General features: G+C 67.5%; 21 protein-coding genes. 13 read left to right on the forward strand and 8 right to left on the reverse strand.

Annotation, left to right across the window (positions count from 1 at the left end; translation table 11 throughout):
• Nucleotides 1-2: 2 nt before the first annotated feature.
• Entirely contained in the window at nt 3-368 is a 366-nt protein-coding gene (locus CYR75_RS16345; protein WP_225972843.1) for a DUF6476 family protein, read from the forward strand.
• Between the two features lie 33 nt (nt 369-401).
• On the opposite strand, the gene CYR75_RS04795 is transcribed toward CYR75_RS16345, so the two are convergent.
• Nucleotides 402-677 (reverse strand): accessory factor UbiK family protein, encoded by a 276-nt coding sequence (locus CYR75_RS04795; protein ID WP_101499043.1) that lies wholly within the window; start codon nt 675-677, stop codon nt 402-404.
• Between the two features lie 203 nt (nt 678-880).
• Here CYR75_RS04795 and lgt point away from each other — a divergent pair, with 203 nt between their 5' ends.
• Genes lgt through pgeF form a run of 3 tightly spaced genes read left to right on the forward strand, consistent with a single transcriptional unit; the run spans nt 881 to nt 3,569 of the window.
• Nucleotides 881-1,744 carry a prolipoprotein diacylglyceryl transferase gene (lgt, locus tag CYR75_RS04800; RefSeq protein WP_101499044.1) on the forward strand — a complete coding sequence of 288 codons (864 nt, stop codon included), beginning with the start codon at nt 881-883 and terminating at the stop codon, nt 1,742-1,744.
• Nucleotides 1,741-2,808: a class I SAM-dependent methyltransferase gene (locus CYR75_RS04805; RefSeq protein WP_101499045.1), complete on the forward strand. Its 1,068-nt coding sequence runs from the start codon at nt 1,741-1,743 to the stop codon at nt 2,806-2,808. Before lgt ends, CYR75_RS04805 begins: the two co-directional genes overlap by 4 nt.
• On the forward strand, nt 2,805-3,569 hold the full coding sequence (gene pgeF, locus CYR75_RS04810; protein ID WP_192876685.1) for a peptidoglycan editing factor PgeF: 765 nt from the start codon (nt 2,805-2,807) through the stop codon (nt 3,567-3,569). Before CYR75_RS04805 ends, pgeF begins: the two co-directional genes overlap by 4 nt.
• A 4-nt stretch (nt 3,570-3,573) precedes the next feature.
• On the opposite strand, the gene CYR75_RS04815 is transcribed toward pgeF, so the two are convergent.
• Nucleotides 3,574-4,065, reverse strand: coding sequence for an Lrp/AsnC family transcriptional regulator (locus tag CYR75_RS04815; protein ID WP_101499046.1), 492 nt, complete (start codon nt 4,063-4,065; stop codon nt 3,574-3,576).
• 182 nt (nt 4,066-4,247) lie between these two features.
• On the opposite strand from CYR75_RS04815, the gene trxB reads away from it, so the two are divergent.
• Entirely contained in the window at nt 4,248-5,249 is a 1,002-nt protein-coding gene (gene trxB, locus CYR75_RS04820; protein WP_101499047.1) for a thioredoxin-disulfide reductase, read from the forward strand.
• A 4-nt stretch (nt 5,250-5,253) separates the two neighbouring features.
• Nucleotides 5,254-5,757: a hypothetical protein gene (locus tag CYR75_RS04825; RefSeq protein WP_192876686.1), complete on the forward strand. Its 504-nt coding sequence runs from the start codon at nt 5,254-5,256 to the stop codon at nt 5,755-5,757.
• On the opposite strand, the gene CYR75_RS04830 is transcribed toward CYR75_RS04825, so the two are convergent.
• Nucleotides 5,758-6,063, reverse strand: a complete 306-nt coding sequence (locus CYR75_RS04830; protein WP_101499048.1) for a hypothetical protein — start codon at nt 6,061-6,063, stop codon at nt 5,758-5,760.
• A gap of 165 nt (nt 6,064-6,228) precedes the next feature.
• On the opposite strand from CYR75_RS04830, the gene CYR75_RS04835 reads away from it, so the two are divergent.
• The 3 genes from CYR75_RS04835 (at nt 6,229) to CYR75_RS04845 (ending at nt 9,714) form a co-directional block, all read left to right on the forward strand.
• The gene (locus tag CYR75_RS04835; RefSeq protein ID WP_101499049.1) at nt 6,229-7,941 is read left to right on the forward strand and encodes a bifunctional sulfate adenylyltransferase/adenylylsulfate kinase; all 1,713 of its coding nucleotides are present in this window, start codon (nt 6,229-6,231) and stop codon (nt 7,939-7,941) included.
• A 61-nt stretch (nt 7,942-8,002) separates the two neighbouring features.
• Complete coding sequence (locus CYR75_RS04840; RefSeq protein WP_101500878.1) at nt 8,003-8,785, forward strand: hypothetical protein; 783 nt, start codon at nt 8,003-8,005, stop codon at nt 8,783-8,785.
• Nucleotides 8,782-9,714, forward strand: coding sequence for a glycosyltransferase family 8 protein (locus CYR75_RS04845; protein ID WP_158644576.1), 933 nt, complete (start codon nt 8,782-8,784; stop codon nt 9,712-9,714). Before CYR75_RS04840 ends, CYR75_RS04845 begins: the two co-directional genes overlap by 4 nt.
• Nucleotides 9,715-9,795: 81 nt before the next feature.
• Here the strand turns inward: CYR75_RS04845 and CYR75_RS04850 are convergent, their stop codons facing one another.
• Nucleotides 9,796-10,023 (reverse strand): DUF1150 family protein, encoded by a 228-nt coding sequence (locus CYR75_RS04850; protein WP_101499051.1) that lies wholly within the window; start codon nt 10,021-10,023, stop codon nt 9,796-9,798.
• Nucleotides 10,024-10,035: 12 nt separating this feature from the next.
• Entirely contained in the window at nt 10,036-10,446 is a 411-nt protein-coding gene (locus tag CYR75_RS04855; RefSeq protein WP_101499052.1) for an Hsp20 family protein, read from the reverse strand.
• Nucleotides 10,447-10,635: 189 nt separating this feature from the next.
• On the opposite strand from CYR75_RS04855, the gene CYR75_RS04860 reads away from it, so the two are divergent.
• The 4 genes from CYR75_RS04860 to CYR75_RS04875 all read left to right on the forward strand — a co-directional run bounded on the left by CYR75_RS04860 (nt 10,636) and on the right by CYR75_RS04875 (nt 12,926).
• The gene (locus tag CYR75_RS04860; RefSeq protein ID WP_101499053.1) at nt 10,636-10,854 is read left to right on the forward strand and encodes a YdcH family protein; all 219 of its coding nucleotides are present in this window, start codon (nt 10,636-10,638) and stop codon (nt 10,852-10,854) included.
• Between the two features lie 65 nt (nt 10,855-10,919).
• Nucleotides 10,920-11,423: a 5-(carboxyamino)imidazole ribonucleotide mutase gene (gene purE / locus CYR75_RS04865; RefSeq protein ID WP_101499054.1), complete on the forward strand. Its 504-nt coding sequence runs from the start codon at nt 10,920-10,922 to the stop codon at nt 11,421-11,423.
• On the forward strand, nt 11,416-12,483 hold the full coding sequence (locus CYR75_RS04870) for a 5-(carboxyamino)imidazole ribonucleotide synthase (protein ID WP_101499055.1): 1,068 nt from the start codon (nt 11,416-11,418) through the stop codon (nt 12,481-12,483). The genes purE and CYR75_RS04870 overlap by 8 nt, the downstream gene beginning before the upstream one ends.
• Nucleotides 12,480-12,926: an NUDIX domain-containing protein gene (locus CYR75_RS04875; RefSeq protein ID WP_101499056.1), complete on the forward strand. Its 447-nt coding sequence runs from the start codon at nt 12,480-12,482 to the stop codon at nt 12,924-12,926. Before CYR75_RS04870 ends, CYR75_RS04875 begins: the two co-directional genes overlap by 4 nt.
• A gap of 18 nt (nt 12,927-12,944) precedes the next feature.
• Here the strand turns inward: CYR75_RS04875 and CYR75_RS04880 are convergent, their stop codons facing one another.
• The 3 genes from CYR75_RS04880 to CYR75_RS04890 form a co-directional block, all read right to left on the reverse strand.
• Entirely contained in the window at nt 12,945-13,718 is a 774-nt protein-coding gene (locus CYR75_RS04880) for a BKACE family enzyme (protein ID WP_101499057.1), read from the reverse strand.
• Between the two features lie 151 nt (nt 13,719-13,869).
• The gene (locus CYR75_RS04885; protein ID WP_101499058.1) at nt 13,870-15,045 is read right to left on the reverse strand and encodes a dipeptidase; all 1,176 of its coding nucleotides are present in this window, start codon (nt 15,043-15,045) and stop codon (nt 13,870-13,872) included.
• Nucleotides 15,046-15,157: 112 nt separating this feature from the next.
• Nucleotides 15,158-17,017 carry a M3 family oligoendopeptidase gene (locus tag CYR75_RS04890; RefSeq protein ID WP_101499059.1) on the reverse strand — a complete coding sequence of 620 codons (1,860 nt, stop codon included), beginning with the start codon at nt 17,015-17,017 and terminating at the stop codon, nt 15,158-15,160.
• Nucleotides 17,018-17,033 lie beyond the last annotated feature (16 nt).

Below are 17,033 nucleotides of genomic sequence, written 5' to 3' on the forward strand. Positions count from 1 at the left end.
TCATGACAGGCGACATAAACCAGCCGCGCGACCTGCGCGAGACGGAACTGCGCGATCCCTCGCGCGAACTCGAGCCGGGGCAGCAGATCATTCCGCATGTGCTGTTTCTGAAATTGCTGGTCGGCGGGCTGGCGGTGGCGATGGTGCTGGGGCTGGCGGTCATCGCCGTGGTGATGTGGCTGCAGCTGCGCACCCCGCCGCTGCCGCAACTGCCCGCGACCATCAGCCTGCCCGAAGGCCAGACCGCCGAGGCCGTGACCTTCGGCCGCAACCTGCTGGCGGTGGTGACCGACGCGGGCGAAATCCTGGTCTATAACCGAGACGGCAGCCTGCAGCAGCGGGTGACGCTGGATCAGCCGGCGCAATAGCGCCGGCGAGACGCCCCGAACCGGCGCGCGGGGTCAGCCCTGCGCGTCGCTCGGCGTCGAATTGCCGCGCGGTGCTGCGTCGAGCGCGTCGAGCCGGGCCTTCAGCTCGGCATTTTCGGTGCGGGCCTTGATCGCCATGTCGCGGACGGCGTCGAATTCCTCGCGCGTGACCAGATTACGCTCGGCAAGCCAGCGGTCGATCCACGAGTTGAAGGCGGTCTCTGCTTCGGATCGCGCGCCCTGGGCCACGCCCATCGCGTTTGTCATCATCCGTGACATGTCGTCGAAAAACTTGTTCTGGCCGGTCATTGCTGCCTCTTGAATGCGCTGTGGCGGGTCGCGCCTATATGGGGCAGCCCGCCCGCGCGTTCAACGGCTGACATGGGCGCGCGCCGATCACGGGGCGCGCGGGGCAGGGGCGGCACGGGCCGGGATCGCAGTTGACACCGGGGGCGCGGCGGCTAGCGTGCGCGCAGCCCCGAACGCCCCTGCCGGGCACGACAAGGACCGCCATGATCGCCTTTCCCGATATCAGCCCCGAGATCTTCACCATCCGGCTTGGCGGGATCGAACTGGCGCTGCGCTGGTATGCGCTCGCCTATCTGGCCGGTCTGGTGCTGGGCGCGCTGGCGATCTGGCGGCTGATGAAATCCGATCACCTGTGGGGCGACGCCGCCCCCATGCCGGCGAACCGGGTCGAGGATCTGCTGACCTGGGTCATCGCCGGGGTGGTGATCGGCGGGCGGCTGGGCTTCGTGCTGTTCTATCAGCCCGGCTATTACCTGTCCCACCCGTTCGAGATCGTGAAGGTCTGGCAGGGCGGCATGTCCTTTCACGGCGGCTTTCTGGGCACCGTCATCGCCGCCTGGTGGTGGGCGCGGCGCAACGGCGTCGATCCGCTGCGGCTGGCCGACGCCATGGCCATCGCCGCGCCGATCGGGCTGTTCTTCGGCAGGCTCGCGAATTTCGTCAATGCCGAGCTGTGGGGCCGCCCCACCGACATGCCCTGGGGCGTGATCTTCCCCGGCGCGGCGGCCCAGGACTGCCCCGGCGTGGTCGGCCCCTGCGCCCGCCACCCCAGCCAGCTCTACGAGGCCGGGCTGGAAGGGCTGGTCCTGGGGCTGGTCCTGCTGGTGCTGCTGCGGCGCGGCGCGCTGCGGCGGCCGGGGCTGCTTCTGGGCGTGTTTCTGGCCGGCTATGCGGCGGCCCGCATCTTTGTCGAGTTCTTCCGCGTGGCCGATGTCCAGTTCATCACCCCCGACAACCCGCTGGGCCGGGTGGCGCTGGGGATGAGCATGGGACAGCTTTTGTCGCTGCCGATGCTGGCGCTGGGGCTGTGGCTGGTCGTCCGCGCGCTTAACCGCCCGCCCCGATGACGCCTCTGGCAGCGGTGATCGCGGACGAGATCCGCAGCAGCGGCCCGATGAGCCTGTCGCGCTATATGGAGCTGTGCCTGCTGCATCCCCGGCACGGCTATTACTCGACCCGCGACCCCTTCGGCGCGCAGGGCGATTTCGTCACCGCGCCCGAGATCAGCCAGATCTTCGGCGAGCTTCTGGGGCTGTGGCTGGCGCAGGTCTGGCTGGATCAGGGCCGACCCGCCCCCTTTACGCTGGCCGAGATCGGGCCGGGGCGCGGGACGCTGATGCAGGATGCGCGGCGCGCCTTGCGCGTCGTGCCCGGCATGGGCGATGCCGCACGGCTGCATCTGGTCGAGGCCTCGCCCCATCTGCGCGCGGTGCAGCAGCAGCGTCTGGGCGCGGTGACGCATCTGGACGACATTACCCAACTGCCGCAAGCGCCGCTGTTCCTGATCGCGAACGAGTTTCTGGACGCGCTGCCGATCCAGCAGTTCCGGCGCGTGGCAGGCGGCTGGGCCGAATCGCTGGTCGGGCTGGCGGGGGATGGCACGCTGCGCCCCGGTCTGGGGCCGGTGCTGGATCTGGACCTGCCGGGCGAACCCGGCGACGTCATCGAGCGTTGCCCGGCCGCCCCGACCATTATCGGCCAGATCGCGGCGCGGGTCGCGCAGCATGGCGGTGCGGCGCTGCTGGTCGATTACGGCGGCTGGAACGGGCGCGGCGACACGTTTCAGGCGCTGTCCCGGCACAAACCCGTCGATCCCTTTGCCGCGCCGGGAACCGCCGATCTGACCGCGCATGTCGATTTCGCGCCGCTCGCCATGGCCGCCGCGGCCGAGGGCTGCGCGGTGGGCTTCACCAGCCAGGGCGAGCTGCTGACCGCGCTGGGGATCGAGGCCCGCGCCGCGCGGCTGACGGCGGCGGGCGACAAGGGCGCGGCCGAGGCTGCAAGACGCTTGACCCATCCCGATTCGATGGGACAGTTGTTCAAGGCGCTGGCCATCTGGCCGGCCGCCGCGCCGTCCCCGCCGGGCTTTTTGGCCCTTGGCGGGGCGGCCCTAGCAGGCAGGGGCATATGAAACTGACGCTGGACATTCTGACCCATCCGCTGCTCGACGGGGTGCGGCACGGGTTCTTCACGCGCCGGGGCGGCGCGAGTTCCGGCCTTTATGCCGGGCTGAATTGCGGGCGCGGCTCGAACGATCAGCAGGATGTGGTGGAAACCAACCGCAGCCGCGCGGCCGAGGCGATGGGGGTCAGCCTGTCACATCTGGCCGGGGTCTGGCAGGTCCATTCCGCCGATGTGGCGACCATCGACAGCGCCGATGACATCCCCGCGCTGACCCGGACCAAGGCCGATGCGCTTGTCACCGCAACGCCCGGCATCGCGCTGTCGGTGCTGACCGCCGATTGCCAGCCGGTGCTGCTGGCCGACAGGCAGGCGGGCGTCATCGGTGCCGCCCATGCCGGGTGGCGGGGATCGCTGGACGGCGTGCTCGAAGCCACGGTCGCCGCCATGCAGGCGCTTGGCGCCAGCCGCATCAAGGCGGTGATCGGCCCCTGCATTTCGCAGCGGGCCTATGAGGTCGGCTGGGAGTTTATGGAGAACTTCACCGACGAAGATCCCGGCTATCAACGCTTTTTCTCGGGCGGCCCGAACGAGCAGCCGATGTTCGACCTGCCCGGCTTCGGCCTGTCGCGGCTGCGCGAGGCGGGCGTCGAGGCGGCGTGGATCGGGCATTGCACCTATGCCGATTCCGAGCGCTTCTTTTCCTATCGCCGCAGCACCCACCGGGGTGAGGCCGATTACGGCCGGCTGATCTCGGCCATCACCCTGTGATCTTCTAGGGCTTCGGCGCGGCCATGGGGGAAAACGGCACGCCCGGCTCGTCCTTGGCGCAGCGGATCACCAGCGAGGTCTTGACCGAGGCGACATTGGGCGCGGCAGTCAGCTGCTCGGTCAGGAACTGCTGAAAGCGGGGCAGGTCGGGGGCCACGCATTTCAGGATGAAATCGATCTCGCCGTTCAGCATGTGACACTCTCGCACCAGGGGCCAGTCGCGGGCGCGGTCCTCGAAGGCGGCAAGGTCGCGCTCGGACTGGCTGTGCAGCCGGACCATGGCAAAGACCGCGACATCGAAGCCCAGCGAATGGGCGTCGATCTGGGCGTGATAGCCGCGGATGAAGCCCGCCTCTTCCAGCACCCGGACCCGGCGCAGGCAGGGCGGCGCGGAAATGCCGACGCGGCGGGCCAGTTCGACATTGGTCATGCGGCCATCGGCCTGCAGCTCGGCCAGGATCTTGCGGTCGATCTCGTCAAGCTTGTGGGCGACCATGGCGCTTCCTGTCCTTGTTTCGCGCCTGAAACTATCGAAGCCGCGCGTCCCGCGCAATATTCTTTCGCAGCCCTGCGGGGCATGGCCGCAGGCACCCGCGCGAAGGCCGCAGCCGATTGCGGCGGCGGCCCGGCTGCTTTACTCAGGTCTGCACCGATCAAACGCCTCGGAAAGGACGCCAGATGACCGAACAGCACCGCAAACTTCTGATCATCGGCTCGGGCCCGGCGGGCTATACGGCGGCCATCTATGCCGCCCGCGCCATGCTAAAGCCGCTGTTGATCCAGGGCATGCAGCCGGGCGGCCAGCTGACCATCACCACCGAGGTCGAGAACTGGCCCGGCGATGTCGAGATCCAGGGTCCCGAACTGATGGTCAAGATGGAGGAGCACGCCCGCGCCATGGGCGCCGAGGTGATGTTCGACACCGTCGCCTCGCTGGACCTGTCGCAGCGCCCGTTCCGCGCCACCTGCGAATCCGGCGCGGTCATTACGACCGAGGCGCTGGTGCTGGCCACCGGCGCGCAGGCCCGCTGGCTGGGCCTGCCGTCCGAAGAAACTTTCAAGGGCTTTGGCGTCAGCGCCTGCGCAACCTGCGACGGCTTCTTTTATCGCGGCAAAGAGGTCGTGGTCATCGGTGGCGGCAACACCGCCGTGGAAGAGGCCCTGTTCCTGACCAATTTCGCCAGCAAGGTCACGCTGATCCACCGCCGCGACGAATTGCGCGCCGAAAAGATCCTGCAGCAGCGGCTGTTGAAGAACCCCAAGATCGAATGTGTCTGGGACAGCGAGGTGCTGGAGGTTCTGGGCGAGGATGATCCGCGCGGCGTTTCGGGCCTGCGCCTGCGCAACGTCAAGACCGGCGCGGAGTCGCAGATGGATGTGTCGGGCGTGTTCGTCGCCATCGGTCACTCGCCGGCGTCCGAACTGGTCAAGGACCAGCTGCGCCTGCAAGAGGGTGGCTATGTATGGGTCGAGCCGGGCACGACGCGCACCTCGATCCCCGGTGTCTTTGCCGCGGGCGATTTGACCGACCATGTCTATCGGCAGGCAGTGACGAGCGCGGGCATGGGCTGCATGGCGGCGCTGGATGCCGAACGCTGGCTGGCCGAGGTCGGCGACGCGGGCGAGCCGACGCCGGACGCGGCGCAGATCCAGACGCCCGAAGAAGCCCCGGCGGGCTGAGGGCATGTCCCGCAGCGTCACCGTCAACGACAAGATGCAGCAGGGCTACAGCTATCGGCTGACCGAACCCGAGGGCGAGAATTTCGCCGACGGGTTCGACCCAGACCTGTCACCGGCCGAGATGCTGGAGCTGGGCGTCTTCGGCGGCTGCTACATGACCGATTGCCGCGACGAGTTTCCCGCCGCGTGGTTCGAACACTCCAAGCTGTCGCCGGGGAAGCCCGACGACAGCCTGAATTATTTCGGGATCCACGCCAGCCAGCCGCTCTCGGTCTGGCGGGACAAGGGTTGGCTGCATCAGGACGACCCGCGCGGCTGGTTCCAGTGGTATTGCCGGTATTACATGGGCCGCCGTCACCCGGACGACGACCGCCAGATCGGCCGCTGGCGGGCGATGCGCCGCCATGTCGGGCAATTGCGCAGCGCCTGCGACACCGGCGATCTGTCCTGCCGCCCGCGCCAGCGTCAAGCGCTGCTCCATTGGGCCTATGACAGCCGCAAGCTCTAGTCAGGTGCGGCCAGCGTCCTGAGCCGCCGTCGCGCGATCCAGCGCCGCGGTCAGCACCTGCTTTTTCAGCCGCATCCCCTCATCCCCGCCAGCCGGGTGCAGGCCCGCGGGTTCCGCCTTGCCGCGCGCCTCGCGCCGCTGCCGGTCGGCCAGATCGCGGGCGCGGTCGCGCCGGTCGCGCAGGCGCCGCACCAGATCGGCAAGCTGGCTGCCGCCAAGCCGGGTCAGGTCGCCCATGCTTTGTTCGACAAGGGAAAGCTCCTCCTTGTCGAGGGCGCGAAGTTCATCCTGGCTCAGTCGGTCCATGGCGGCTGCCTTTCTGATTGGTTGGGTGTCACGTCAACGCCGCAGTCTGGGGTTGTGTTCCTTTTGCCCCGTTGTCAGCACCGGGCGCAGCGGCTATGCGACGGGCAGCCCGCAACCGGGGATGTCCGGCTGTGCAACGCGACCGCGAACAGGAACGACGCCGCCATGACCGAAAACAGCAATCACCTGCCGATCCCCGAACTTTTTGTCGCGCCGCAATCCGCGGCGGCGCTGAAGGATGTCGCCGGCGACATGCCCAGTTGGGACCTGACAGAGCGCCAGCTGTGCGATCTGGAATTGCTGATGAACGGCGGGTTCTCTCCGCTGAAGGGGTTTCTGACCCAGGCCGACTATGATGGGGTCGTGAACGAGATGCGGCTGGCAGATGGCCGGCTGTGGCCGATGCCCATCAACCTCGACGTGTCGCAGGCCTTTGCCGACCGGATCGAGCCCGGCACCGATATCGCGCTGCGCGATCAGGAAGGCGTGATCCTGGCGGTGATGTCGGTCACCGACAAATGGGTGCCGAACAAGTCGCACGAGGCCGAAAAGGTCTTTGGCGCCGATGACGTGGCCCACCCGGCGGTCAACTATCTGCACCACACCGCCGGCCCGGTCTATCTGGGCGGCCCGGTCAAGGGTCTGCAGGCGCCGACGCATTACGATTTCCGCGCCCGCCGCAACAGCCCGAACGAGCTGCGCGCCATGTTCAAGAAACTGGGCTGGCGCAAGGTCGTGGTGTTCCAGACCCGCAACCCGCTGCACCGGGCGCATCAGGAACTGACCTTCCGCGCCGCGCGCGAGGCGCAGGCCAACCTGATGATCCACCCCGTCGTCGGCATGACCAAGCCGGGCGATGTCGACCACTTCACCCGCGTCCGCTGCTACGAGGCGGTGCTCGACAAATATCCGCAGGCGACCACGACGCTGTCGCTGCTGAACCTCGCCATGCGCATGGGCGGCCCGCGCGAGGCGGTCTGGCACGGGCTGATCCGCAGGAACCACGGTGCCACGCATTTCATCGTCGGCCGCGACCATGCCGGGCCGGGCAAGAACTCGGCCGGCGAGGATTTCTACGGCCCCTATGACGCGCAAGAGCTGTTCCGCAAGCACGAGGACGAGATCGGCGTCAAACTGGTCGATTTCAAGCACATGGTCTATGTGCAGGAACGCGCCCAATACGAACCCGCCGACGAGATCGAAGATGGCGTGACGGTGCTGAACATCTCGGGCACCGAGCTGCGCCGCCGCCTGCGCGAGGGGCTGGAAATCCCTGAATGGTTCAGCTTTCCCGAGGTGGTGCGCGAACTGCGTCGCAACTCTCCGCCGCGGGCGCAGCAGGGCTTTACGGTGTTCTTCACCGGGCTCTCCGGCTCGGGCAAATCGACCGTCGCCAACGCGCTGATGGTCAAGCTGATGGAGATGGGCGGCCGCCCGGTCACGCTGCTGGACGGCGATGTGGTCCGCAAGCATCTGTCGTCGGAACTGGGGTTCAGCAAGGAACACCGCGACATCAACATCAAGCGCATCGGCTATGTCGCGTCCGAGATCACCAAGAATGGCGGCATCGCCATCTGCGCGCCGATCGCGCCCTATACCGCCACCCGCCGCGCCGTGCGCGAGATGATCGAGGCCGGCGGCGCCTTTGTCGAGGTGCACGTCGCGACCCCGCTGGAAGAATGCGAGCGCCGCGACCGCAAGGGCCTCTACAAGCTGGCGCGCGAGGGCAAGATCAAGGAGTTCACCGGCATCTCGGACCCTTACGAGGAACCGCAGGCGCCGGAACTGCGTCTGGATACGACCAATATCGACGTCGACAACGCGGCCCATCAGGTTCTGCTGAAACTGGAACAGCTTGGGCTGATCGGCCTGAAATAAGGCCGCAACCGCAGTATTGCGCCGGGCCGGAACGGCCCCGCGCCCGCACAAAGGCTCGGTCGTGGGCGAAGCCGTCAACATCCTCTGCATGAAATGGGGCACGCTGTATGGCGCGCAGGATGTGAACCGCCTGTTCGCGCAGGTGCGGCGCAACCTGCCGCGCCCGCACCGCGTCATCTGCTTCACCGACGACACCCAGGGCATCGACCCCGGCGTCGAGTGCCTGCCCCTGCCGGAACTGGGCCTGCCTGCGGGCAGCCGCGACACCCGCTGGCGCAAGCTGGCCCTGTTCCGCCGCGACCTCGCGGGGATCGAGGGGCAGGTGGCGCTGTTTCTCGACCTCGATCTGGTGGTGGTGGACGATCTGTCGCCGTTCTTCGATCTGCCGGGCGAGGTGGTGATCCTGCGCGACGATGATCTGTTCCGCCCAAAGCCGCTGCGCCGCCTGAACCGCACGCGCGACCGCTTTCTGCACATGGTGGGAAACACGTCGGTCTTTCGCTTTCGGATCGGCGCCCATCCCGAAGTGCTCGACAGATATCTCACTGATCCGGCCGCTGCGGCAGAGGAATACGAACACGAACAACAGCTTGTGAGCGATGTTCTGAACCAGCAGGGCCAACTGTCTTACTGGCCGCGCGGCTGGTGCGTCAGCTTCAAGAATGATTGCGTCGGGCGATTTGCGCGCAGCTGGTTGCGCGACCCGGTGCTACCACACGGCGCGCGCATCGTGGTCTTTGCCGGCAGTCCGAAAATGGCCGAAGTCATGTCCGGGCAGGGCAGCCGATGGTATCGCCGGATTGGCCGGCTCGACTGGGTGAAACAAGCGTGGGAGACCGCATGAGCAAGGTCCATATCGTTACCGGATCGGACGACAACTATGCGGCCGGTGTCATGGGGCTGATCGCCTCGGCCGCCGCGCATATCCCGGACCTGCGCGTGACGGTGCTCGATCGCGAGATCAGCCCGGACAACCGCGCGCGCATCGACGCGCTTGGGCCGCGCCTGAACATCGACGTTCAGCGGATCGAGATCGCGGCCGACGCTCTCGCCGATCTGCCGGTGCTGCGCGGGCACCTGACCTCTGCGACCTATCTGCGACTGCTGATCCCGGAGCTGTTGCCCGATGAGGATCGCGTTCTGTATATGGATTGCGACATGGTGGTTACCGGCAATCTGACCGACATCGCCTGCATGGAAATGGGTGACGCGCCCGTCGCGGCGGTGCCCTGTCCATCGCCCATGGCAGCAGAACTGAGCGCGACGGAACTCGCCAAGGGGCAGTATGTGAACGCCGGGCTGCTGGTGATGAACCTGCCGATCTGCCGGCGCGAGGACATGGCCGGCGCCTGCCTGCGGCTGCTGGCCGATCCGGCCAAGCCCCTGCTGAGCGAGGACCAATCAGCGCTCAACATGGCCTGCCGCGGCCGGATCATCCTGCTGCCGCCCGAATACAATGTCTATTCCGACCCTGCCGCGTGGAGCGATCCGAGCCTGATCCCGGCAGAGCCGAAGGTGATCCATTATGTCGTGGGCATGAAGCCGTGGAACGGGCCGGTACCACTTGGTGCCGTCTGGTCGGCCTATGTCGCGCCCATCGCCGATCTGATGCCGCAGCTAAAGCCGACGCGGCGGCGCCGGCGTCTGTCGCGGCTGAACGGACAGCGCAAGATGGTTCTGGGCCTGCTGACCGGCCGACGCAAATATCTGAACAAGTTTCAGGCGCAGCGGCGGATGGCGGAACTGTCGCGGGAGCTCAGCGCGCGGGTCTGAAGCAACGCGGAAAAGGCGCCAGATGCGAAAGCGCCGCCCCCGGAGCAAGGGCGGCGCAGTCGTCAGCCGGGATATGTCGCGTCAGTGGACGCTGACGGGGCTGAGATCGTTCTGCCGGGCCAGGAAGAAGGCCAGCTTTCGGTCCTTGACCAGAGCCAGCCGCTCTCCATCGATCCCGTGGACGGCATAGAGGCTGTCGGTGCCGGGCACCTGCTGGCGCACCTCGTCCGGCAGGCTGTCGAGTTCGACCCGGCGGATATAGACGATATTGCCTTCGTCCCCCGGCAGATTTTCAAATTTGGTATTCATGGCGATCCCCTTCTATTTGCGGCTGATCGGAATGGTCTGGACGACATTCGGTTGCGGTTTGCGCTGCAGCGAGATGGACAGAAGGCCGTTTTCCAGCCTTGCGCCGCCGACCTCGACCCCTTCGGCCAGCACGAAGCTGCGCTGGAAGGCGCGGGCGGCGATGCCGCGATGCAGGAACACGCGCTCGGCCTCGGTGTCGGGCTGGCGGCCGGCGACGGTCAACTGCCGGTTTTCCAGCGAGATCGTCAGATCCCCCTCGGCAAAGCCCGCGACGGCCAGCGTGATGGTGAACCCATCGGGCGCGTGGTGTTCGATGTTATAGGGCGGATAGCCCTCGGTCCCCTTGGCGGCGCGTTCCGCCAACCGCTCGATCTGGTCAAAGCCCAGAAGATGCGGATGCGAGGCCAGTGTCAGCTTCGTCATGTGTCTCAAGCCCTTGTGCAGCGACTCGTCGTCGGTTGGGCCCCATCATGGCGACCCTTGCGATCAATATGTGGTCGCGGACTGGCCGCGACAAGATGTGCCGGGGATCAAGCGCCAGCCTGCAGAAAACACTTAACTTTTGCTGCAGCGCGGCTATAATCGCGCAGCGCCAGCCAGGAACCCGCCGCCATGACCTTCCAGCCCGAGATGAACCACGACGAAATCGCCCGCACCCGGCTTGCGGTGCTGCGCCGGGAACATCGCGATCTGGACGAGGCGATCGGGGCGCTTGTGGTGCAGCCGACGGCGTCCTCGCTGACGCTGCAACGGCTGAAGAAGCAGAAACTGGCGCTCAAGGATCAGATCGCGCGGCTGGAAGACGAGCTGACGCCGGATATCATCGCCTGAGGCGCCGCCGATTGTTGCGTCCCGCGACGGCGCGATTATAGTGCGGTTTTTGCGACGGGGGCGAGATGGAGTTGAGCGAGCAGGCCGGCGTTCCGGTGGGCATCATCATGGGCAGCCAGTCCGATTGGCAGACCATGCGCGAGGCGGCGGCGATCCTGGACGAGCTGGGCGTGGGCCATGAATGCCGCATCGTCAGCGCGCACCGCACCCCCGACAGGCTGTGGAGCTATGGCCGCGCGGCGGTGGATCGCGGCTTGCGGGTGATCATCGCTGGCGCGGGCGGTGCGGCGCATCTCCCGGGGATGATGGCCTCGAAAACGCGGCTGCCGGTGATCGGCGTGCCGGTCCAGACAAGGGCGCTGTCGGGCGTCGATTCGCTTTATTCCATCGTCCAGATGCCCAAGGGGTTTCCGGTGGCGACCATGGCCATCGGCGCCGCGGGGGCCGCCAATGCCGGGCTGATGGCGGCGGCGATCCTGGCGCTGGACGACCCGGCGCTGGCCCGCCGCCTCGATGCTTGGCGCGAGGCGCTGTCGCAGTCGATCCCGCAGGAGCCTTCGGATGACTGACCCCAAGCCCGCGAATGACCCCCTGCCGCTGGGGTCGGTGATCGGCATCCTCGGCGGCGGCCAGCTTGGGCGGATGCTGTCGATGGCGGCGGCGCGGCTTGGCTATCTGACCCATATCTATGAACCGGGCGCCGCGCCCGCCGCAGAGGTGGCCTATGCCCTGACGACGGCGGAATATGACGATGCCGAGGCCCTGCGCCGCTTTGCCGGCGCGGTCGATGTCATCACCTATGAATTCGAGAATGTACCGGCCAAGTCATTGGATCTGCTGGAATCCCTGCGCCCGATCCGGCCCAACCGGCGGGCGCTGTCGGTGTCGCAGGACCGGCTGACGGAAAAGCAGTTTCTGACCGGTCTGGGCCTGCGGACCGCGCCCTTTGCCGATGTCGGCGATCGCGATGCGCTGCCTGCGGCCCTGGCGGAAATCGGCACGCCCGCAATCCTCAAGACCCGGCGGCTCGGCTATGACGGCAAGGGGCAGATCCGGTTCTCGGATGCCGGGCAGGGCGACTGGACCGGCGCGCCGTCGGTGCTGGAGGGATTCGTCGATTTCTCGGCCGAGATCAGCGTGATCGTGGCGCGGGGGATGGACGGGCAGGTGGCGGCGTTCGATCCCGGCTTGAACCTTCATCAGGGCGGCATCCTGCGTCGGACCACGGTTCCCTGCGGTCTGCCTGCCTCGGTCGTCACCGACGCGGTGCTGCTGGCGGCGCGGATCGCGGCGGCGCTGAATTATGTGGGCGTGATGGGGGTCGAGCTGTTCGTGACCGATCAGGGTCTGATCGTGAACGAGATCGCGCCGCGTGTGCACAACTCGGGCCACTGGACGCAGGCGGGTTGCGCGGTCGATCAGTTCGAGCAGCATATCCGCGCCATCGCCGGTCTGCCGCTTGGCGACGGGCAGCGCCATGCGGATGTGGTGATGGAAAACCTGATCGGCGACGACATGGACCGGCTGCCAGCGCTGCTGGCCGCGCCGGATACGCAGATCCATCTCTACGGCAAGGCCGAGGTTCGGGCGGGCCGCAAGATGGGCCATGTCAACCGGATCGTCCGGTGACGGCGGCGCGGCCCCGGCTGGCGGTGCGCGCGGCGATCCTGCATCGCGAGCGGCTGCTGCTGGTCAACGCCTATCCCGGCACGCGCTCGGACCTGTGGTGCCTGCCCGGCGGCGGGGTCGAGCCGGGCGCCTCGCTGCCCGACAATCTGTCCCGGGAGGTGCTGGAAGAGACAGGGCTGGTGGTGCTGATCGGCGCGCCGATCCTGATCAACGAATTCCACGACCCCGCGCGCGGCTATCACCAGATCGAGCTGATATTTCGCGCCGTGCTGACCGGCGATGACGCGGTGTCGCTCGCCGATCCCGAAGGCATCGTGAACCGCTTTCGCTGGGTGACGCAGGACGAGCTGGCCGGGCTGCGCCACAAGCCCGATTCGCTGGCCCGCGCCGTCTGGTCCGATCGTGCGGCAATGTATGATCCGCTGGAGCGGATCGTGCCGTAAGACCGGCAGGGCGAGGCTTCAGCGACGGACCTGATCCATCCGGCTGACCAGCTCCGCCACCCGTTCCGCATTCGAGGCCGCGAGTCCTCCATCGGCGTTGAACAGGTTGTTTTCAAACCCGATCCGCGCCTTCCCGCCCTGTTCCAGCGCCGCCAGCAGGCAGTCGGTCTCTGCCGGGCCAAAGGCGCAGACCGCCCAATCGGCCTGCAGCCCCAAGGCGCGCTGCCGCGACAAGGGCGCGTCGAGATCGGCGGGGGACGAGACCTGCCCCTCGCTATAGCGCCCCAGCACATGCAGAAGCTGCGGGGTCTCGCCGGGGATGGTGCCGTCCTTGATCAGTTCGGCCAGCCGGTCGACCTCGCTCACGTCATACAGGATATGCTGCACCGCAATGCCCGCCGCGTCGCAGTCATGGAAGAAGGCGCGGGTCAGGCCCGCGTCCGGCTCGGCCGTGATTTCGCGCAGCGCGACCGAGACCATGGCGGGCTGCAATTCCGCCACCAAAGCACGCTGCTCGGCGGGGCTGTAGCGGCCGACGGCCTCGGTGGTGATCTGGATCGCCATGCCGGGGACCTGCCGGGACAGTTCCGCGATCAATTCGCGATAGAGGCCGGCGTCGAGCACGTGGTGGCCATCCGCGTCGCGGACATGGGCGTGAATGCCGCCCGCGCCCTCGGCATGGCAGGCGGCGGCGCAGGCGACGAGTTCGGGGATGGTGACGGGCAGGGCCGGGTGGTCGGCCTTGCCGCGACGCGCGCCGTTGGGCGCGACCATGATGCGCGGCAGGCTCATGCCGGCAGCGCGGGATGGGGGCTGGGATGGGTCACGCGGGGTCTCTTTCCGGGTTGTCTGGGGCCGCGTCGGGCGGTCCCGCAAAGGTCGCGCGCATCCTGACCCGCCGGGCGCGCCGGATCAACCCCGGCTGCGGCGGCCCGCCCGCAGGTCACCCCTGCGGCAGCATCTCGGACAGATAGCGCATCATGTTACCGCCCATCACCTTGGCGATCTGCGCCTCGGTCAGCCCGGCATCCAGCAGCGCCTGCGTCAGCGCCGCCAGCCCCGCCACATCGAAAGGCGCATCGACCGAGCCGTCGTAATCCGACCCCAGCGAGACGTGATCCTCGCCCGCGACCGCAATGGCGGCCCTGATCGCGCCCGCGATATCGGCGGGAGTCTTGCCGCAGACCACGTCGGACCAATAGCCGATGCCGATCAGCCCGCCCTTGGCGGTGATCTGGCGGATCAGATTGTCGTCAATATTGCGGGGCGTGTCGCAATGGCTGCGGATGCCGGTATGGGACAGGATCGGGCGCGTGCCGTCGATGGCCAGCACGTCGCGGATCAGCTGCGGGCTGGCATGGGCGAGGTCGATGATCATGTCGCGGGCCATCATTTCGTCCACCCCCTGCCGCCCGAAAGCGGTCAGCCCCTGATCGCCCTGCCCATGCAGGCTGCCGCCGATCCGGTTGTCAAAGAAATGCGTCAGCCCGAGCAGCCGGAACCCGGCATCGTAAAGCGTGTCGAGATTGGCGAGATCCCCCTCGAGCGGGTGCGCGCCTTCTGACCCAAGCAGGATGCCGACGCCCCGGCCCCCCGCCGCGCGATCCGCCAGCACCGCATCCAGATCGGCGCGGGTCAGGATCAGGCGGAGCTGGTCGGGCGCCGTGCGGGCATAGCGCTGCAGCGCCTCGGCCTGCACCAGCGCGCGCTGCTTCAGGCTGGTCCAGCTGCGGATGGGGCGAAGCTGGCCGATGAACAGCGGGGTGATGTTGTCGGGCGCCTCGGCGCTGTTCTGGCTGTAGTTCTGGCCGCGCGGGCTTTTCGTGACGGTGGTATAGACTTGCACGGCGACGTTGCCCTCGGCCAGGCGCGGGATGTCAGTATGGCCGCGCGTGCCGCGTTCCAGCAGGTCGCGGTCCCACAGCAGCGCGTCGGCGTGCCAGTCGCCGATCACCAGACGGTCATGCAGGGCCCGGGCCTCGGCGCTGACCGGCCAGCCCTCGGGCGGGGCGGTGACGGGGTTGAGGTTGCGTTCCAGAAACCCCGGCGCGAACACGAAGAACGCCGTCGCGGCAAGGATCGTCAGGGCGAGAAGGGCGATCAGGGTCTTGCGCAGCATCGGGCGTTCCTTTGCAATCGGGCCTGCGCCGTAAGGCGCGCCCGGCCAAGGGGAAACCCGCCGGGCGTGCCGCGTCATTTGGGGCGGCGTGTCACCGCCGCCCGCCTTGCCGTCAGTCCGGCAGCGCCTCGAGCTGGTCGATGAAGTCCTCGATCATCTGCAGACCCTTGTCCCAGAAGGCCGTGTCGGACGCGTCCAGACCGAAGGGCGCCAGCAATTCCTTGTGATGCTTGGACCCACCGGCCGAGAGCATGTCGAAATACTTCTGCTGAAAGCCCTCGGGCGCGGCCTGATAGGCGGCGTAAAGCGCGTTCACCAGCCCGTCGCCGAAGGCATAGGCATAGACATAGAAGGGCGAGTGCACGAAATGCGGGACATAGGACCAGAAGGTCTCGTATCCCGGCATGAACTCGAAGGCCGGGCCGAGGCTTTCGGTCGCCACATCCATCCAGATCGCGTTGATGTCGTCGGGGGTCAGCTCGCCCTCGGCCCGCGCGGCGTGCAGGCGCAGCTCGAAATCATAGAAGCTGATCTGGCGGACGACGGTGTTGATCATGTCCTCGACCTTGCCGGCCAGCAGCGCCTTTTTCTGCGCCGGATCGGTGGTCTCGGCCAGCAGCTTGCGGAAGGTCAGCATCTCGCCAAAGACCGAAGCCGTTTCCGCCAGCGTCAGCGGCGTGGAGGACAGCAGCTCGCCCTGCTGCGCGGCCAGCCGCTGATGGACGCCGTGGCCCAGCTCATGCGCCAGGGTCATCACGTCGCGCGGCTTGCCCAGATAGTTCAGCATCACATAGGGGTGCGCGGTGGTCACGGTCGGATGGGCGAAGGCGCCGGGCGCCTTGCCGGGCTTGACGGCGGCGTCGATCCAGCCGCGGTCGAAGAACGGCTCGGCCAGTTCCGCCAGACGCGGCGAAAAGCCCGCATAGGCGTCCAGCACGGTCTGGCGCGCCTCGTCCCAGCCGACGCTGCGCGGGGTTTCGGTCGGCAGCGGCGCGTTGCGGTCCCAAACCTGCAGCTTGTCCAGCCCCAGCCAGCGGGCCTTCAGCTTGTAATAGCGGTGCGAGATGCGCGGATAGGCGCGGGTGACGGCGTCGCGCAGCGCCTCGACCACCTCGGGCTCGACATGGTTGGCGAGGTGGCGTCCATATTCGGGCGAGGGCATCTTGCGCCACTTGTCCTCGACGGCCTTTTCCTTGGCCAGCGTGTTGTGGATGCGGGCGAACAGCTTGACCCTGTCGCCAAAGACCTGCGCCAGCGCGCGGGCCGCCGCCTCGCGCCGGGCGCGGTCATGGTCGGTCAGCAGGGTCAGCGCGGCCTCGAGCTGCATCTCTTCGCCGTCGATCTGGAAGGTCAGACCGGCCATCGTCTCGTCGAACAGCCGGTTCCATGCGGCGGCCCCGACGACGGAGTTGTCGTGCAGGAATTTTTCCAGCTCATCGGAGAGCTGGTGCGGACGCATGGCGCGCATGCGGTCGAAGACCGGCTTGTAGCGCGCGGGACCGTCGGGCGCGGTGAACAGCGCCTGATAATGATCGTCGGGCACGCGGTTGAATTCGAGGCTGAAAAACACCAGCGGCGTGGTCGCGTCGGTGATCCGGGCCTGAATGTCCGACATCTGCTTTGCCCGGGCGGAATCGGTGGTGTTCTGGTAATAGCGCAGCCCGACATAGGACATGATGCGGCCGACGAGGATGTCGATTTCCTCGTATCGCTGGATCGCGTCCAGCATGCCGGGCGCGTCCAGCGCGGCCAGCTTGCCTTCGTAATCGGCGGCGAAAGCTGCGGCCTTTTCCTCGACCGCCTCCAGATCGGCGGTCAGTTCGGGCGCGTCGGGGGCGGGGTAGAGGTCGGTCAGATCCCAGTCGGGCAGGGCGCCGAACTCGGTCTGGGTCGCGGACAGCCCGGCCGAGGGGCCGGCGTCGCGGACGGTGTCATGCAGGGGGCGGCGGAGAAACTCGCGGTCAGGGCGCATCGGGACTTCCTTTCTG

Origin of the sequence: Paracoccus jeotgali, from assembly GCF_002865605.1 — a bacterium.
In the GTDB taxonomy this organism is placed as follows: domain Bacteria; phylum Pseudomonadota; class Alphaproteobacteria; order Rhodobacterales; family Rhodobacteraceae; genus Paracoccus; species Paracoccus jeotgali.

Bases quoted from the DNA above. Each gene is read 5' to 3' on its own strand.
- CYR75_RS04890 (WP_101499059.1), bottom strand. From the start codon at position 17,017: ATGCGCCCTGACCGCGAGTTTCTCCGCCGCCCCCTGCATGACACCGTC.
- purE (WP_101499054.1), top strand. From the start codon at position 10,920: ATGGAGTTGAGCGAGCAGGCCGGCGTTCCGGTGGGCATCATCATGGGC.
- CYR75_RS04825 (WP_192876686.1), top strand. From the start codon at position 5,254: ATGTCCCGCAGCGTCACCGTCAACGACAAGATGCAGCAGGGCTACAGC.
- CYR75_RS04850 (WP_101499051.1), bottom strand. From the start codon at position 10,023: ATGAATACCAAATTTGAAAATCTGCCGGGGGACGAAGGCAATATCGTC.
- lgt (WP_101499044.1), top strand. From the start codon at position 881: ATGATCGCCTTTCCCGATATCAGCCCCGAGATCTTCACCATCCGGCTT.
- CYR75_RS04805 (WP_101499045.1), top strand. From the start codon at position 1,741: ATGACGCCTCTGGCAGCGGTGATCGCGGACGAGATCCGCAGCAGCGGC.
- CYR75_RS04830 (WP_101499048.1), bottom strand. From the start codon at position 6,063: ATGGACCGACTGAGCCAGGATGAACTTCGCGCCCTCGACAAGGAGGAG.
- CYR75_RS04835 (WP_101499049.1), top strand. From the start codon at position 6,229: ATGACCGAAAACAGCAATCACCTGCCGATCCCCGAACTTTTTGTCGCG.
- CYR75_RS04845 (WP_158644576.1), top strand. From the start codon at position 8,782: ATGAGCAAGGTCCATATCGTTACCGGATCGGACGACAACTATGCGGCC.
- CYR75_RS04880 (WP_101499057.1), bottom strand. From the start codon at position 13,718: ATGAGCCTGCCGCGCATCATGGTCGCGCCCAACGGCGCGCGTCGCGGC.
- CYR75_RS04860 (WP_101499053.1), top strand. From the start codon at position 10,636: ATGACCTTCCAGCCCGAGATGAACCACGACGAAATCGCCCGCACCCGG.
- CYR75_RS04855 (WP_101499052.1), bottom strand. From the start codon at position 10,446: ATGACGAAGCTGACACTGGCCTCGCATCCGCATCTTCTGGGCTTTGAC.
- CYR75_RS04815 (WP_101499046.1), bottom strand. From the start codon at position 4,065: ATGGTCGCCCACAAGCTTGACGAGATCGACCGCAAGATCCTGGCCGAG.
- CYR75_RS04885 (WP_101499058.1), bottom strand. From the start codon at position 15,045: ATGCTGCGCAAGACCCTGATCGCCCTTCTCGCCCTGACGATCCTTGCC.
- CYR75_RS04795 (WP_101499043.1), bottom strand. From the start codon at position 677: ATGACCGGCCAGAACAAGTTTTTCGACGACATGTCACGGATGATGACA.
- pgeF (WP_192876685.1), top strand. From the start codon at position 2,805: ATGAAACTGACGCTGGACATTCTGACCCATCCGCTGCTCGACGGGGTG.
- CYR75_RS16345 (WP_225972843.1), top strand. From the start codon at position 3: ATGACAGGCGACATAAACCAGCCGCGCGACCTGCGCGAGACGGAACTG.
- CYR75_RS04870 (WP_101499055.1), top strand. From the start codon at position 11,416: ATGACTGACCCCAAGCCCGCGAATGACCCCCTGCCGCTGGGGTCGGTG.
- trxB (WP_101499047.1), top strand. From the start codon at position 4,248: ATGACCGAACAGCACCGCAAACTTCTGATCATCGGCTCGGGCCCGGCG.